Raw genomic sequence first — 14858 nt, forward strand, 5'->3', positions numbered from 1 at the left:
GCACACCCGCACCTGGAACCCGAGAACTAAGGAATCCGCAATGCACAGATCCTCCCGGCGCCGTCTCGTCGCGGCGATAGCCCTGTCGACCGTCACCGCCGTCGTCGGCACCGCCTGCTCCTCCGGTTCGGGCGCCGCCGACACCAAGGGCGCCGGCGGCGGCAGCTACACCGTCTGGGACCCGTACCCCCAGTTCGACAAGACCTCGGCCTGGGCGAAGCTGCTCGACGACTGCGGCACGAAGGCCGGGGTGAAGATCAAGCGGACCGCCTTCGACACCGGCGACCTGACGAACAAGACGCTGCTGGCGGCGCAGCAGGACAACGCGCCGGACGTGCTCATCGTCGACAACCCGGTGGTGTCCACGCTGGCCGAGGCCGGAGTGCTCACCACGACCGCCGACAACAAGCTGGACACCTCCAAGGTGGATCCCAACCTGCTCGCGGCCGGGCAGTCGGGGGGCAAGACGTACGGCACGCCGATCGGCGCCAACACCCTCGCCCTCTACTACAACAAGGCCGTGCTGAAGGGCGCGGGCGTCGACGTCGCGGCCGTCAAGGACTGGACGTCCCTGACGGCCGCGCTGGAAAGGGTCAAGAGCGCCGGCAAGAAGGGCATCACCTTCTCAGCGATCGGCACCGAGGAAGGCAGCTTCCAGTTCCTGCCCTGGTTCTGGGGATCGGGCGCGAAGCTCACCGAACTCGACTCCACCCAGGGCGAGTCGGCGCTGGCGCTGTGGACGGACTGGGTGAAGAAGGGGTACGCCCCGAACTCGGTCATCAACAACACCCAGACCACCAGCTGGCAGGAGTTCGCGAGCGGCGACTACGCCTTCGCCGAGAACGGCACCTGGCAGCTCGCCAACGCCGACAAGGCCGGCTTCGACTACGGCGTCCTGCCCATCCCGGCCTCCGCCGGCGGCAACGCCTCGGCCCCGGCCGGCGGCGAGTTCGTGACCCTTCCCGTCCAGGGCGACTCCGGCCGCTACGCCACCTCGCAGAAGCTGGTGACCTGCCTGACCAGCACCGAGAACCTCAACGCCACCGACACCGCACTGTCCTACGTGGCCCCCACCGCCGACGTCCAGAACAAGCAGGTCGCGGCGAAACCCGCACTGAAGCCCTGGATCGACGCGGTCAGGGCCGCCAAGGGACGCACCAGCGACGACCTCGGCACCAAGTACCCCAAGATCTCCGAGCAGATGTGGAAGGCCGTCCAGTCCGCCCTCAGCGGGGCCGAGTCACCCAAGGACGCGCTGGCCAAGGCCCAGTCCGCAGTCAAGTAGCGAGAGATTCGCGGTCCGCAGATGAACCTACGAAGCAGCGGCCGGACCGCCGGTCCGCGCCTGCCCGGAACGGGGCGGCCAGCCCCGCCCCGCCCCCGGCCCCCGCGCGAGCACGGCGCCGTCCGACCTCCCCGCAGTGGGCCGCCTGGGCGTTCCTCGCCCCGGTCGTCCTCTACCTCCTGGTCTTCTACGCCTATCCCCTCTACCGCAACGTCGATCTGAGCCTGCGCAACTACACCGTCCGCTCCTTCGTCCAGGGCAACGCGCCCTTCACGGGCCTGAAGAACTACCGCACCGTCTTCGACGACCCGACGTTCGGGCCGGCCCTGGTGCACACGGTGGTGTTCACCGCCGTCTGCCTCTTCTTCCAGTACGCCGTCGGCCTGGCCCTCGCGGTCTTCTTCCACCAGAACTTCCGCCTCTCCGCCACCCTGCGCGCCCTGTTCCTGGTGCCCTGGCTGCTGCCTCTCATCGTGTCCGCCTCCACCTGGTCGTGGATGCTCGACAGCGACTCGGGCATCGTCAACTCCGTCCTGCACGCGGTGGGGATCGGGCCGGTGAACTGGCTCACCTCACCGGACTGGTCGCTGACCTCGGTGATCATCGCCAACATCTGGATCGGCGTCCCGTTCAATCTGGTCGTGCTCCACAGCGGCCTGCAATCCATCCCCGGCAGCCTGTACGAAGCCGCCGCCCTCGACGGGGCGGGCGCCTGGCGGCGTTTCTGGAGCATCACCTTCCCGCTCCTGCGCCCGGTGTCCGCGATCACCCTGCTGCTGGGCCTGGTCTACACGCTCAAGGTCTTCGACATCATCTGGATCATGACCAAGGGCGGTCCGGCGGGCTCCTCCACCACCTTCGCCACCTGGTCCTACCAGCTCGGCTTCGGCAACCTGCTGCCCGCCTTCGGCCCCGGCGCGGCCGTCGGCAACCTGCTCGTCGTCGCCGCCCTCGCCTTCGGCCTGGTGTACCTGAGGGTCCAGCGAAAGCAGGCACTGTCATGACGACCGCCCCCCTGATCACGAACCGGCGTCGCGGCACCCGGGGAAAGACGGCCGCAGGCGTCGTGCTGACGGCGGTCATGCTGTTCCCCGTCTACTGGATGATCAACGTGTCGTTCACCCGCGACCAGGACATGCGCAAGAGCCCACCCGGCCTGTTCCCGCTCCACGGCACCCTGACCGGCTACCGCACCGTCCTCGACGAGCAGTTGCCCTACCTCGGCACCAGTCTCGTCGTCGCCCTGGGCACCGTCGTGCTGACCGTCGCCCTGTCCGCACCCGCCGGATACGCCCTGGCCCAGCTCCGTCCGCGCGGCGGCGGCGTGCTCGGCTTCGTCCTGCTGGCCGCCCAGATGATCCCCGGCATCATCATGGCGATGGGCTTATACGCCATCTACCTCAGCCTCGGCCTGCTCCAGTCCGTGCCCGGCCTGATCGTCGCCGACTCCACCCTCGCCGTCCCCTTCGCCGTGCTGATCTTCACCGCGTTCATGTCCGGCATCCCCGGCGAACTGCTCCAGGCCGCGACCATGGACGGCGCCGGAACCTGGCGGACCTTCCGGTCGATCGTGCTGCCGATGAGCCGCAACGCCGTCGTCACGGTGTCCCTGTTCGCGTTCCTGTGGTCGTGGTCCGACTTCGTCTTCGCCGGCACCCTGGTCAACGGCGGCGCCCACGAGCCGATCACCCTCGGCATCTACCACTACATCGGCAACAACAACCAGGAGTGGAACGCCATCATGGCCACCGCCGTCGTGGCCTCGCTGCCCGCCGCGGTCATCCTCGTCCTCGCCCAGCGCTACATCGCCGCCGGTGTGTCCGCCGGAGCCGTCAAGGACTGACACCGGAGCGCGCGCACGCGGCGGAGCTCCCCACGGGCCGCCGCGCGAGCACTCGCGCGCCGACCGGCAGACCGGCAGACCGGCAGACCGGCAGACCGTCGACCATCCCGGCCGTCGACCATCCCGCCCGAGAAATGAGTACCTTCTCCATGACCGCCGACCCGCCTGGCACGGCCTTCTCCGTCCACGACATACCTTTCAGCACCTACGGATCCTGGTTCGGCATCTCTCCCGTGCTGGCGGAGAAGACGCGCGCCGAGGACCTCCACCTCGTCTCGCACCAGAACGGCATGCACGCCGTCCTGCGCCTCGTCCCCCTCGACGCGGCGACGGGCGAGCGGGCGGAGACCGCCGTGCGGGCGACGCCGGCCCTGCTCAGCTGGACCGCTGCGGACGGCCGCGTCGACCTCGCCTACGCGTCGCCGGACACGGTGCGCGTGCACGGCACCGGGCTGGGCCTGCGCGTGACCGCGGCGGCGAACGCCCTGACCCCCTTCAGCGGAACCTATTTCTACCGCGACCCGGTGGACGACGCGCACACGTTCAGCTCCTACGAGACCGGCCGCCGGTACCGGATCACCGTGCTGTCCGGCACGGTCGCCGAAGTGGCCGGTTCCCAGGCCCTGGGCGCCGGTGAACGCGGTCTCACGGTCACCGCCGGGGCCGGCGGATCGTGGGAGGTCGCTGTCGAGGAACTCGACAGCGCGCGACGGCCCTACCGCCCGTCGGCGGCCTTCGGCGAGGTGACGGACGCCGCGCGGCGCTCGTTCGCCGAGTTCGTCGACACGGTCGCCCCCTGGCGCTCGGCCGGCACTCCGGCAGCCGAACTCGCCGCGTACGTGGTGTGGTCCGCCACCGTGCTCCCGGCGGGCCTGGTCACCCGGCCCGCGGTGCTGATGTCCAAACACTGGATGGACAAGGTCTGGAGCTGGGACCACTGCTTCAACGCCCTCGCGCTGGCCCCCGGGTCTCCCGGCGTCGCGTGGGACCAGTTCTCCCTGCCCTTCGACCACCAGGACGAGTCGGGTGCGCTGCCCGACTCCGTCACCCACTCCGAGGTCCTGTACAACTTCGTCAAGCCGCCCATCCACGGCTGGGCCCTGCGTCACCTGCGCGACCGGCTCCCCGCGCCCCTCGGCCGGCCCGAACTGGACGAGGCCTACGCCCGGTTGACCCGCTGGACCGACTTCTGGCTCACCGCCCGGCGCGCGCCCGCCTCGGTCCTGCCCCACTACCAGCACGGGAACGACAGCGGCTGGGACAACGCCACCACCTTCGACCCGGCACGCGTGGCCGTCACCGCCGACCTCGCCGCCGTGCTGATCCTCCAGCTCGACGAACTGGCCCGGCTGGCCGCCGAGCTGGGCTTCCCGGACGACGCCCGGCGCCGCGCCGGGACGGCCGACGCCCTCCAGGCCGCCCTGCTGGACGAACTGTGGGACGGCGAGCGGTTCCTGAGCCGGCCGGCCCACGGCGGAACCCCCACCCGGAGCACGAGCCTGCTCGACCTGATGCCGATCGTGCTGGGCGATCGTCTGCCGCCCGAGGTCCGTGACCGGCTGGCCGAACGGATCGAAGCCCACCTCACCGCGTTCGGCCTGGCGACCGAACACCCCGGCTCCCCCCACTACGAGCCCGACGGCTACTGGCGCGGCCCGATCTGGGCTCCCGCCACCGTCCTCATCGAGGACGGGCTGCGCCGCGCCGGTCACGACCACCTGGCGGACGAGATCAGCGCCCGCTTCCGCGCCCTGTGCGAGACGTCCGGCTTCGCCGAGAACTTCGACGCGCTGACCGGTCGGGGACTGCGCGACCGCGCCTACACCTGGACGGCCAGCAGCTACCTGATGCTGGCCCGCGACCACCACCACCGCCGTGCGGACGCCGCGTCCGACGCCACCCTCGCCTGAACCGCGAGCGACGCCCCACCCACACGTCCGGCACGGGGGCCGGCGCAGCAGCCATCAGCCCCATCCCTGAAGGGACGCACGAGCATGGTACGAATCGGGCAAAGACGCTCGGCCACCAGACGACTTCTCCACGGCATCACCAGAACGCTCCTCCCGCTGACCGTCGTAGCCGGCGTCACCGTCCTGACGGCGCCGCCGGCCGCTGCTGCCACCCCCACCCTCACCGTGGACCTGGGCGCCGCCACCGGAGCCTTCCGCGGCGGCGCCTCCGGGGCGCTGTACGGCCTGTACGGCCCGGACGTGCCGACCGGCAACCTCATCGAGGGGATGGGGCTGAAGACCACCAACACCAAGTACCAGGACGGCCAGCAGCACCCCGGCTCGGACGCCCTGGAGATCGCCGAGCCCTTCGTCGACAGCGGCGGCGACGACGTCTTCATCTACATGACGGACGTGTACCGCACCACGTACGAGCGCGCGAGCTACGCGGAGTACCAGGCGAACATGAAGAAGCAGGTCGAGCAGGCGATGGCCGGCCCGTACGCGAGCCACATCGTCTTCGTGCCCTACAACGAGCCCGACATCGGCTGGTTCAACGGCATGCGCACCAACTCGACGGCGCTGGCCGCCTTCAACTCCGAGTGGCGCCAGACCTACGACTTCATCAAGGGCATCTGGCCCCAGGCCCGGCTGGCGGGGCCCAACAGCGCCGGCTACAGCGACTCCTCCCTCAGGGGATTCCTCACCTACTGCAAGGCCAACGACTGCCTGCCGGATGTGGTGACCTGGCACACCCTGGGCAGCCCGGCCGACGTCCGCAGCACCGTCGACGCCTACCGCGCGGTGGAGACCGCCGCGGGAATCACCTCCCCGATCCCCGTCAATCTCAACGAGTACGCGCACCGCTACCACCTGACCGACCCGGGCCAGATGGTCCAGTGGATCGCGGGCATCGAGGACGAGAAGGTCGACGGCAACCTGCCGTACTGGAACGTCAACGGCAACCTCGGCGACTCCGCCGCCGCCCAGAACACGCCCAACGCCCAGTGGTGGCTGTACAACTGGTACAGCTCCATGAAGGGCGGCAACACCGTCAAGGTCACGAGCACCGGGGCCGACGCCGCGTACACCCTCCAGGGCCTGGCGAGCCTGGACACGGCCAGGAGGCAGGCCCGCGTCATCCTCGCCGGGGGCGGCACCAGCGGCGCGTCCAGCACCGTCGTCAAGAACATCGACCCCGCGGTCTTCGGCGGCACCGTGCACGTCAGCGTGTTCCAGGACCGCTACAGCGGCTACCTGGGCGCGGCGGCCGCCCCGACCCGGCTCTCCGACGCCGACGTCGCCGTGGGCTCGGACGGTTCGATCACCGTCCCCATCACCCTCGACGCGATGTCCGCGTACCAGGTGATCGTCTCCCCCGGCGGCACCGGCAGCGCCACCGCCTCGGACACCACCTGGACGGGCACGTACGAGGCAGAGAACGCCACGCTCAGCGGCAGCGGCTACAACATCAACACCGAGGGCACCACCGGACACATCGACAAGTTCGCCACCTCCGGCACCAAGGACGTCGGCGGTCTGCGCACCGGCTCGACCACGGTGATCTCCTTCCCCGTCTCCGTCCCCACCACCGGCGACTACAACCTGTCGGTGTTCGGCAACAGCTACGCCAAGGACGCCGACGTCAAGGGACCGACGAACGTGTACGCGCGGGTCGACGGCGGCGCCTCGACCGGGATCGACCTACCGGTGGGCTTCCAGTGGGTGGTCTGGGGACACAGCGACGCCACCGTGCACCTCACCGCGGGCAGCCACACCATCACCCTGGCCACCACCGGGGACAACGGCGCGAAGACCGTCGGCGACGCCCTCGTCGACAAGATCGACCTCCAGTACGAGGACCCCTCCGTCCAGGGCACCACGCTCTACGAGGCCGAGCAGGCCACGCTCTCCGACAGCGGCGCCGCCGCCTACACCTCGCAGGGCCAGTCCGGCGCGGGCGCGGTGAACCTCGCCTCCGGCAAGTCCGCGACGTTCTGGGTCTACTCCGCACGGGACGGCTACGCGGACCTGACCGCCCGCTACCGCAACACCGGCCAGGCCGACCTCACCGTCAACGGCAAGGCCGTCGACGACCAGACCCTCTCCGGCGCGACGACCGGCGCCTGGTCCACCTCCACCAACCGGGTGTACCTCGACGGTGGCATCAACAAGGTCAAGGTGACCGGCACCAGCGGCACCCTCGCCCTGGACGACCTGGCCGTCACCCCGTTCAGCGCCACCTCCGCCGTCACCACCGGCAACGTGGTCACCTACCAGGCGGAGAACGGCACCCTCACCGGCACCGCGGCCGTCGACACCGCCTACAGCCAGGCCGACGGCGGTGTCGTCACCGGCATCGGCAACGGAACCGCCAACTCCCTCACCCTCAACGTCAACGCGCCCTCGGCCGGCGCCTACGCCATGACCATGCGCTACGCCAACGCAGAGGAACTGCCCTCCAACCACTACAACCCCGACCTGTACGCCGAGCACGCCGACGTCAGCGTCAACGGCGGCGCGTCCACCCGCGTCAACTTCGCCAGCACCCTGCACGGGAACCAGTTCCAGGACTACACCGTCCCCGTCCCCCTCACCAAGGGCGCCAACGCCGTCAAGTTCACCGCCTCGCAGCTCTACAACTGGGACGGCACCACCATCGGCGTGGTCTACTCCGGCGGCGGCAGCGACATCGGCCAGCCCCTGCGGTCCAGCTCCGCGCCCCACCTCGACCAGGTCTCCTTCGCGCCGACGACACTGCACATCGGCGCCCCTGCCGGCTTCTCCTCCACGGCCGTCGCGCAGCACAGCGGGCTCTGCCTCGTGGATCCCGGCCGGTCCACCGCCAACGGCACCCAGTACCAGCAGAACACCTGCACAAGCGGACAGGAGCAGATCTTCGACTTCCACCCCGTCACCGGCACGACCGACGCCTACACCGTCGTCAACCACTCCAGCGGCAAGTGCCTGGACGTCTCGGCCCTGTCGACGGCCGACGGCGCCGCCGTCCAGCAGTGGACGTGCCTCAACGGCGCCAACCAGCGCTTCACGCTCAGGGCGGTGACCGCGCTCGGCAACAGCCACGACTACCAGCTCGTCGCCGCGCACAGCGGCAAGTGCGTCGACGTCAGCACCGTCTCCACCGCCCCCGGCGCCCTCGTCCACCAATGGACATGCGACGTGGCAAGCGCCCTGACCACCAAGAAGAACCAGATCTGGCGGCTCAGCGGCAAGGACTGACCCGACGCGCACCACCGCGAACGGCAGACGACGGGGCGTCGGCCCGCCGGTACGATCCGGCGGGCCGACGCCCTACGCGTCTGGGGGGGGCTCGTCGCACAGTCGGCCGGCCGGCCAGCCGCACCGCCGGGATCCGCGCCGGATCTCGGCGGGTCCGCGGCGGGTCCGTGGGCTACGGCAGGCGCCAGTCCACCGGCGCGGCCCCCTGCCCGACCAGCAGGTCGTTCGCCCTGCTGAACGGGCGCGAGCCGAAGAAGCCACGGTCCGCCGACATCGGGGACGGGTGCGCGGACTCGATCGCGGGCAGATCCCCGAGCAGCGGCCGCAGATTACGGGCGTCACGCCCCCACAGGATCGACACCAGCGGCTTGCCGCGCCCGGCCAGCGCCCTGATCGCCTGCTCCGTGACCTCCTCCCAGCCCTTGCCCCGGTGTGCCCCCGGGCTGCGCGGCGCGGTGGTGAGCGCCCTGTTGAGCAGCAGCACACCCTGCTGCGTCCACGGCGTCAGATCCCCGTTCGACGGCCTGGGCAGCCCGAGGTCGGAGTGCATCTCGCGGAAGATGTTCTCCAGGCTGCCCGGCAGCGAACGCACCTCCGGCGAGACCGCGAAGCTCAACCCGATCGCCATCCCCGGCGTGGGGTAGGGATCCTGGCCGACGATCAGGACGCGGACGTCGTCGAAAGGCTGCTGGAAGGCTCGCAGGACGTTCGCCCCGGACGGAAGATAGGTCCGGCCGGCCGCTAGCTCGGCGCGGAGGAAGTCCCCCATGGACGCGATGCGTTCGGCCGCAGGGTCAAGGGCCTTCGCCCAGCCTGCTTCGACAAGTTCGTGCAAGGGTCGTGGTGCCACGGCGCGTCACTCTACTGGCACGCACAGACTCCCTGCATACGCGGGGAAGCCTCCGCACGGGGCCGGCTCCCGGACGCTACTCTTCCTGCGCGTCGAGAGCTCCGGGCCGGTCGAGCAGGTCGCCCCGCAGGGCGTCCAGCAGGCCGTCGAGCAGGCCGCAGGCAAGGCCGCCGGGAAGGAGAAGAGCTTGTTCCGTCCAGTGCGCGAGCCACTCCGCCACGGTCGTCCCCACGGCCGCCCACATGGTCGTCCCTCTTCGGCCACCGACCTCGACGGGACCCACGAACCGCCGCCCCGGCAGGGCGGCCGACCGGTGGACCGGCGTCTGCCGTGAGCGCCGGCACCGGTCCGGGCGACCACGGCGCGGTCGGCGTCGGCGTCCTGGCCGTCGACTCGGGCGGTTCCGGGCTGCGGGTCGCCCTGGGGACCGCGGAGCGGGGCGCCTTGGGCCGACGCTCGTCGCCGGGGCCCGTGCGCATCGGGGCGCGGGGCCTCGACCCCGATGACCTGCTGGCCCGGCTGGCGCCCCTGGCCAGGGCTTTGGCGGCCGAGACCGGCGCGCCGCCGCCGACCACGGCCGTCGTGGGCGCGGCCGGGCTCAGCACGCTGGGCGAGGCGCTGCGAGCCGAACTCCCGGCCGCCCTGGCGCGCGAGTTCGGGGTCCGTACGACCGCGCTCGTCGCCGACGCCGTCACCGCCTACGTCGGCGCGCTCGGTTCGCGGCCGGGGGCCGTGGTGGCCGCGGGCACCGGTCTGATCGCGATCGGCACGGACCTGACGGCATGGCAGCGGGCGGACGGCTGGGGGCATCTGCTGGGCGACTGCGGGAGCGGCGCCTGGATCGGACGCGCCGGGCTGGAGGCCGCCCTGCGCGCGTACGACGGGCGTCCCGGCGGCTCGGTCGCGCTGCTGGCCCGCGCGAAGGAGCGGTTCGGCCCGCTCCCGGGGCTGCCGGGACTGCTCTATCCGCGCTCCGACCGCCCGGCCGTCCTCGCCTCCTTCGCTCCGTGCGTGGCCTCCTGCGCCCAGGACGACCCGGTCGCCGCGGCCGTCCTGCGTGCGGCTGCCCGGCACATGGCCGAGTCGGCCGCCACGGTGTGCCCGCCCGGCGGGGAGCCCCTGATCGCTCTCACCGGGGGCCTGTTCGAGATCGGCGCGCCCCTCCTCGTCCCCGTGGAGGAGGAGCTGGCGAGAGCGCTGCCGCACGCCCGGCGGACGCCCGCCCAGGGCGACCCGCTGGACGGCGCGCTGCGCATCGCCGTGGCGCTGGCGACGGACACGTTCGTCTGGCCGTACGAGGACACGCTGCTCTCGGTGGCGCACCACCCGTAGTGCGTCATGCGCAGGGAACGTACATCACCGCATATAAGGTGGATTACTCCCTCTGGGGGCAAGTCGCCCGGAAAACACGCTGATCACTTCTGATCCGTACGTAACTCATCAGACAAAAGCGGACGGATACCGCTCACGTGCACCCTCCCCGAACAGGGGAGCCCAAGAAGCCAGTAACATGCCTCGCCATGAGCTCCCCCACTGGGCCCGCGTCCGGCCTGCCAGTACGAATGCCGCGACCTCGCCAGCCCGGGCGGCACCGCCGACCCGAGCCTCTGGCGGCTCCCGAGGGCGCGCCGGCGCTCGTCCTCGCGGTACCGGGCACGCCCGGCGCGGCCACGCGCGGCCTCGCCGAGGAGATCGTGAGCATCGCCCGCTCCGAGCTCCCCGGCCTCGACGCGCGCATCGGCTACCTCGACGGGGACGACGCCCAGTTCCCCTCCCTGCAGTCGGTGCTGGTGCACGCCGCCGACGAGCGCACGGCCCGCTTCGAGCAGGCGCGCGCCGCCGGTCTGGACGTCAAGGAGCCCGACGGCCCGGTCGCCGTGGTCGTGCCGCTGCTGGCCGGTCCCGACAGCTCGCTGCTGCGCCAGGTCCGCCAGGCCGTCATGGAGAGCCGCATCGCGGCCGAGCTGACCGACGTGCTCGGCCCGCACCCGCTGCTCGCCGAGGCGCTGCACGTGCGGCTGTCCGAGGCGGGTCTGGCTCGCGCGGACCGCGCCCGGCTGTTCACCGTGGCGACGGCCGCCGACGGCATCATCCTGGCCTCCGTGGGCGGCGAGGAGGCCGTGCAGGCCGCCGGGATCACCGGCATGCTGCTGGCCGCGCGTCTCGCCGTTCCGGTCATGGCCGCGGCTCTCGACCAGGAGGGTTCCATCGCCTCCGTCGCGGAGCAGCTGCGCTCCTCCGGCTCGCAGCAGCTGGCGCTGGCGCCGTACCTGATCGGCCCGGAGATCGACGCCACGCTGATCGAGGAAGCGGCCAAGGAAGCCGGCTGCCCCGCCGCCGAGGCGCTCGGCCCCTACCCGGCCATCGGCAAGCTCGCGCTGGGCAAGTACACGACCGCCCTCGGCATCGCGCCGCCGCAGTCGCAGGGCGCGCCGGTCCGTTGAGACAGCCGTTAGGACGCCATCAGACGCGTAGGGCCCGCTCCGGGTGAGGAGCGGGCCCTACGCGTATGTGACCGGGCGGTGGGCTCCTCACGCGGCGGCTCGGCGGTGGGGTTCCGGGGACGTCAGCGCCCGGAGTTCAGCCGAGCCGGAGCTCAGCCGAGGACGACGCAGGCCGCCGCGGGGACGACGATCGAACCGCCGCGGCGGGGCAGACCGGTCGACGGGTCCGGGCTGAACCAGGTGACGTCGCCCGAGCGCTCGTTCGCGACGTAGAGGAAGCCGCCGGACTCGGCGACGGCCCGGGGCCAGTGCCCGGCGCAGGGCACCGTTCCGACCAGCCGCAGCGCCTCCCCGCCGCCCTCCACGGCGAACACCGAGAGGACGTCCTCGCCGCGGGTCGCCGTCCAGACGAACCGGCCGTCGGGCGAGACGACGAGGCCGGAGGGGTAGGCGTCCCCGGCGGGCGCGCCGGGCAGTACCGCGGCCTCGGCCAGCGGCTTCAGGGAGCCGTCCGCGGCGTCCCAGCGGCACACGGTCACGGTCGGGGTGAGTTCGTTGACGACGTAGGCGTACCGGCCCTCGGGGTGGAAGGCCAGGTGGCGCGGTCCGGAGCCGGGGCGCAGCGCGTGCTCGCGGTGCAGGACGGGGCTGCCGTCGCGCAGGGCGCACACCCGCACCGAGTCCGTCCCGAGGTCCACGCTGACCGCCCAGCGACCGCTCGGGTCGGGCTGCACCTGGTGGGCGTGCGGCCCCTGCTGGCGCCGCGTGTGGGGGCCGGACCCGGTGTGCCGCAGGACGCCGGAGGCGACGCGGGCGAGGGAGCCGTCGGCGCGGACCGGGACGGCGGTGACGCTGCCGGAGCCGTAGTTGGCGGTGAGGACGTGGCCGTCGAACACGCTGAGGTGGGTGGGACCGCTGCCGTTGACCGGCACCGGCGGGCCCGCGGGCTCCGGCACGTCGCCGCTCACCCGGTAGGCGGCCACCGCGCCGTCCGCGGTCTCGCTGACCGCGTACAGCGTCTCACCGGTGGCGGACAGGGCCAGATAGGACGGGTCCGGGACGCCGTTCACCCTGCTCAGGACGGTCAGCGCCCCACTGGCCGGATCGACGGCGGCGGCCACGATGCCGGGCCCTCCAGCCGCCGTGAACGAGCCGATGAACGCGCGCCGTCGCCTTCCGCCGAGGTCTGCCACCGCTGTCCCCTCCCGGGTCGCCGCTGCCGCTGCTGACGCTGCTGCTCGGGGTGACGGTAGCAGTCGATCACCAGCGGTCTAGACCAGGCGCGCTCGCCTGCCCCGGAGCCGGGACGCTCAGGCCCCGACGGAGACGCGGCCCGAGCCGCGAAGGGGCCCGGCGAGTTCGAGGAGCGCCTGTTCCAGGGCGTGCAGATGAGCCAGGACCGGCTCGGCGGGCGCGCCGTGCGGTGCGGCGGCGGCCCGTGCGGGACTGCTTCCACCCTCGGCCGAGGGGGTGGTGAGCGCCTCGACCGCGCTCTCCACCCGCCAGCAGGCGGCGACGAGCCGGGCGTCGTGCGAGGCCTCCGGATCCGCGGCGACCGCGGCCAGCCCCCGCACCTCGCGGGCGCAGTCGTCGAGCAGGGCGAGCACGTGCCGCGCCCGCCCCTTGCGCGCCCGCAGGGGGCTGAGGGGATGCACGAGCGGAGCCAGCGACAGCCGGACCCGGGCGAGGATCTGCTCCAGCTCGGCCACGCGCAGTGCCGGGTCCGCCGTCGGGGAGCCGGCGAGCCGCGCCGCGGCCTCGGCGGTGCACACGTGCACGCAGCGCAGCGCGCGCTCCACCCAGGCGTCCGTCACGGAGTGCGTGGTGACCGGGAGCACCAGCAGCACGGCCAGCACGGCGCCCAGGGCCCCCACGGCCGTCTCCGCCGCCCGCAGGGCGAGCAGGGCGGGGTCCAGCAGGCCGAGCAGGCCGTACAGGGCGCTGGCCATGACGGTCACGGCGAGCATCATCCAGGTGTAGGAGACGGCGGCCGTGTAGAAGATCCCGAAGACGGCGACCGCGACGACCACGGCGGACGCCGCCGGCTCACCGTGCAGGGGCACGGCCACCACGAGTCCCAGGGCGATCCCGAGGACGGTTCCCAGGAACCGCCGGAACCCGCGGACCAGCGTCTCACCGCGTGAGGCCGTGTTCACGAACACCCACCAGGTCGCGCCCACGGCCCAGTACCAGCGCTGGTCGGAGAGCGCCTGTCCGACGACGAGGGCGATCCCCGCGCCCACGGTGGCCTGCACGGCCTGCCGGGTCGTGACGCGCGCGAGCCCGGTGCCGCCGGCCGGCGGGGCGAGGGCCGCCGGGGCCGGCATGCGCCGCTCGTAGCACCACGCCCCGAACCGCACCGCCGACGACGCCGCCAACGAGAGCGCCACGGCCGCGTAGAGCTCCGGCAGCCGGGCGGGGACGGTGTGCAGGAACTGCGCGGCGAAGAAGGTCATGAAGGCGAACACGCCGAGCGAGTGACCGCGCGGACCCCACCGGCGTGCGTAGCCTCCCGCGCCGACCACGGCGAGGAAGGCGAGGTCGCGGGCGACGGGGACGTCGTGCAGGAAGGCCGCGAGCGTGAGCACCGGCAGCCCGACGACGGGCAGCAGCGCGGTCGTCACGGCCTGCCCGCGCACCGTCGCGTCGGTCACCGTGAACAGCGCGAGCAGCGCGGCCAGCCCACCGGTGACGGCCGCCGTCAGACTGTGTCCGGCCGCTCCGCACAGCGCGACGGCCAGCCCGATGCCGAGCACGGCCCGGGTGGCGAACCTCAGCCGTACCAGCCCCGGATCCGGTGCCACGAACGCCCTCTTCAGCAAGCTGCCCCGCCCTTTCCCCACCCTGATGCACCATCGCGTCCACGCGTCCTGCGACACGTTCTGCGACACGGCCCGCGGAACGACATGAGAAAGGCGCCGCGGAGTCCGCAGCGCCATCGACCCGCCCATCTCAGCATCTGATGGGCGAGTGGTTCAACCGAGGCCGCCGGAGCTGTGCCATTGGCCCGGTCAGGACCGTTCAGGCCCGGCCGGGGGACGGCCAACGGCCCACCGGATCTCGGCCCTCTCGCCCTGCGCCCCGATCGACCCGGACCCGCCCACCGGACCACCCCGCCCGACCCCCTCGCCTCCCTCGACCGCTCCACCGCTCCACCGCCTAACCGTCTCCACCCGTCGGCCCGCTCGCGCTCCGCCGGTGCGTTGGTACTGTCGCGCTGATCACGCGCGAGCGAGCGAGGGGACGG

The 14858-nt window shown here is 72.4% G+C and carries 11 protein-coding genes; 7 read left to right on the top strand and 4 right to left on the bottom strand.

Annotated features, from left to right (window positions below; genetic code table 11):
• Positions 1-40: 40 nt before the first annotated feature.
• The 5 genes from Sri02f_RS09135 to Sri02f_RS09155 all read left to right on the top strand — a co-directional run bounded on the left by Sri02f_RS09135 (position 41) and on the right by Sri02f_RS09155 (position 8317).
• Positions 41-1285 carry a sugar ABC transporter substrate-binding protein gene (locus tag Sri02f_RS09135; RefSeq protein ID WP_109000591.1) on the top strand — a complete coding sequence of 415 codons (1245 nt, stop codon included), beginning with the start codon at positions 41-43 and terminating at the stop codon, positions 1283-1285.
• Positions 1204-2289: a carbohydrate ABC transporter permease gene (locus Sri02f_RS09140; RefSeq protein WP_245970568.1), complete on the top strand. Its 1086-nt coding sequence runs from the start codon at positions 1204-1206 to the stop codon at positions 2287-2289. Before Sri02f_RS09135 ends, Sri02f_RS09140 begins: the two co-directional genes overlap by 82 nt.
• A complete protein-coding gene (locus Sri02f_RS09145) occupies positions 2286-3128 on the top strand; it encodes a carbohydrate ABC transporter permease (RefSeq protein WP_109000592.1) in 843 nt (280 codons plus the stop codon). The genes Sri02f_RS09140 and Sri02f_RS09145 overlap by 4 nt, the downstream gene beginning before the upstream one ends.
• A 149-nt stretch (positions 3129-3277) precedes the next feature.
• Positions 3278-5038 carry an amylo-alpha-1,6-glucosidase gene (locus tag Sri02f_RS09150; RefSeq protein WP_109000593.1) on the top strand — a complete coding sequence of 587 codons (1761 nt, stop codon included), beginning with the start codon at positions 3278-3280 and terminating at the stop codon, positions 5036-5038.
• A gap of 84 nt (positions 5039-5122) precedes the next feature.
• Complete coding sequence (locus Sri02f_RS09155) at positions 5123-8317, top strand: RICIN domain-containing protein (RefSeq protein WP_109000594.1); 3195 nt, start codon at positions 5123-5125, stop codon at positions 8315-8317.
• A gap of 172 nt (positions 8318-8489) precedes the next feature.
• Here the strand turns inward: Sri02f_RS09155 and Sri02f_RS09160 are convergent, their stop codons facing one another.
• A complete protein-coding gene (locus Sri02f_RS09160) occupies positions 8490-9167 on the bottom strand; it encodes a uracil-DNA glycosylase (RefSeq protein ID WP_109000595.1) in 678 nt (225 codons plus the stop codon).
• A gap of 76 nt (positions 9168-9243) precedes the next feature.
• A complete protein-coding gene (locus Sri02f_RS41115) occupies positions 9244-9399 on the bottom strand; it encodes a hypothetical protein (protein ID WP_159106685.1) in 156 nt (51 codons plus the stop codon).
• Between the two features lie 98 nt (positions 9400-9497).
• On the opposite strand from Sri02f_RS41115, the gene Sri02f_RS09165 reads away from it, so the two are divergent.
• Positions 9498-10499, top strand: coding sequence for an N-acetylglucosamine kinase (locus Sri02f_RS09165; protein WP_109000596.1), 1002 nt, complete (start codon positions 9498-9500; stop codon positions 10497-10499).
• A gap of 188 nt (positions 10500-10687) precedes the next feature.
• Positions 10688-11611 (top strand): sirohydrochlorin chelatase, encoded by a 924-nt coding sequence (locus tag Sri02f_RS09170; protein ID WP_109000597.1) that lies wholly within the window; start codon positions 10688-10690, stop codon positions 11609-11611.
• 152 nt (positions 11612-11763) lie between these two features.
• Here the strand turns inward: Sri02f_RS09170 and Sri02f_RS09175 are convergent, their stop codons facing one another.
• Together Sri02f_RS09175 and Sri02f_RS09180 are read right to left on the bottom strand one after the other, a co-directional pair.
• Complete coding sequence (locus tag Sri02f_RS09175) at positions 11764-12804, bottom strand: lactonase family protein (RefSeq protein WP_109000598.1); 1041 nt, start codon at positions 12802-12804, stop codon at positions 11764-11766.
• Between the two features lie 117 nt (positions 12805-12921).
• Positions 12922-14433: an FUSC family protein gene (locus Sri02f_RS09180; protein WP_109000599.1), complete on the bottom strand. Its 1512-nt coding sequence runs from the start codon at positions 14431-14433 to the stop codon at positions 12922-12924.
• Positions 14434-14858: the final 425 nt, after the last annotated feature.

The organism is Streptomyces rishiriensis (assembly GCF_003112535.1).
In the GTDB taxonomy this organism is placed as follows: Bacteria; Actinomycetota; Actinomycetes; order Streptomycetales; family Streptomycetaceae; genus Streptomyces; species Streptomyces rishiriensis.

What these genes read in the sequence shown, in the direction of transcription:
- Sri02f_RS09135 (WP_109000591.1), top strand. Translation starts at nt 41, where the DNA reads ATGCACAGATCCTCCCGGCGCCGTCTCGTCGCGGCGATAGCCCTGTCG.
- Sri02f_RS09155 (WP_109000594.1), top strand. Translation starts at nt 5,123, where the DNA reads ATGGTACGAATCGGGCAAAGACGCTCGGCCACCAGACGACTTCTCCAC.
- Sri02f_RS09170 (WP_109000597.1), top strand. Translation starts at nt 10,688, where the DNA reads ATGAGCTCCCCCACTGGGCCCGCGTCCGGCCTGCCAGTACGAATGCCG.
- Sri02f_RS09150 (WP_109000593.1), top strand. Translation starts at nt 3,278, where the DNA reads ATGACCGCCGACCCGCCTGGCACGGCCTTCTCCGTCCACGACATACCT.
- Sri02f_RS09145 (WP_109000592.1), top strand. Translation starts at nt 2,286, where the DNA reads ATGACGACCGCCCCCCTGATCACGAACCGGCGTCGCGGCACCCGGGGA.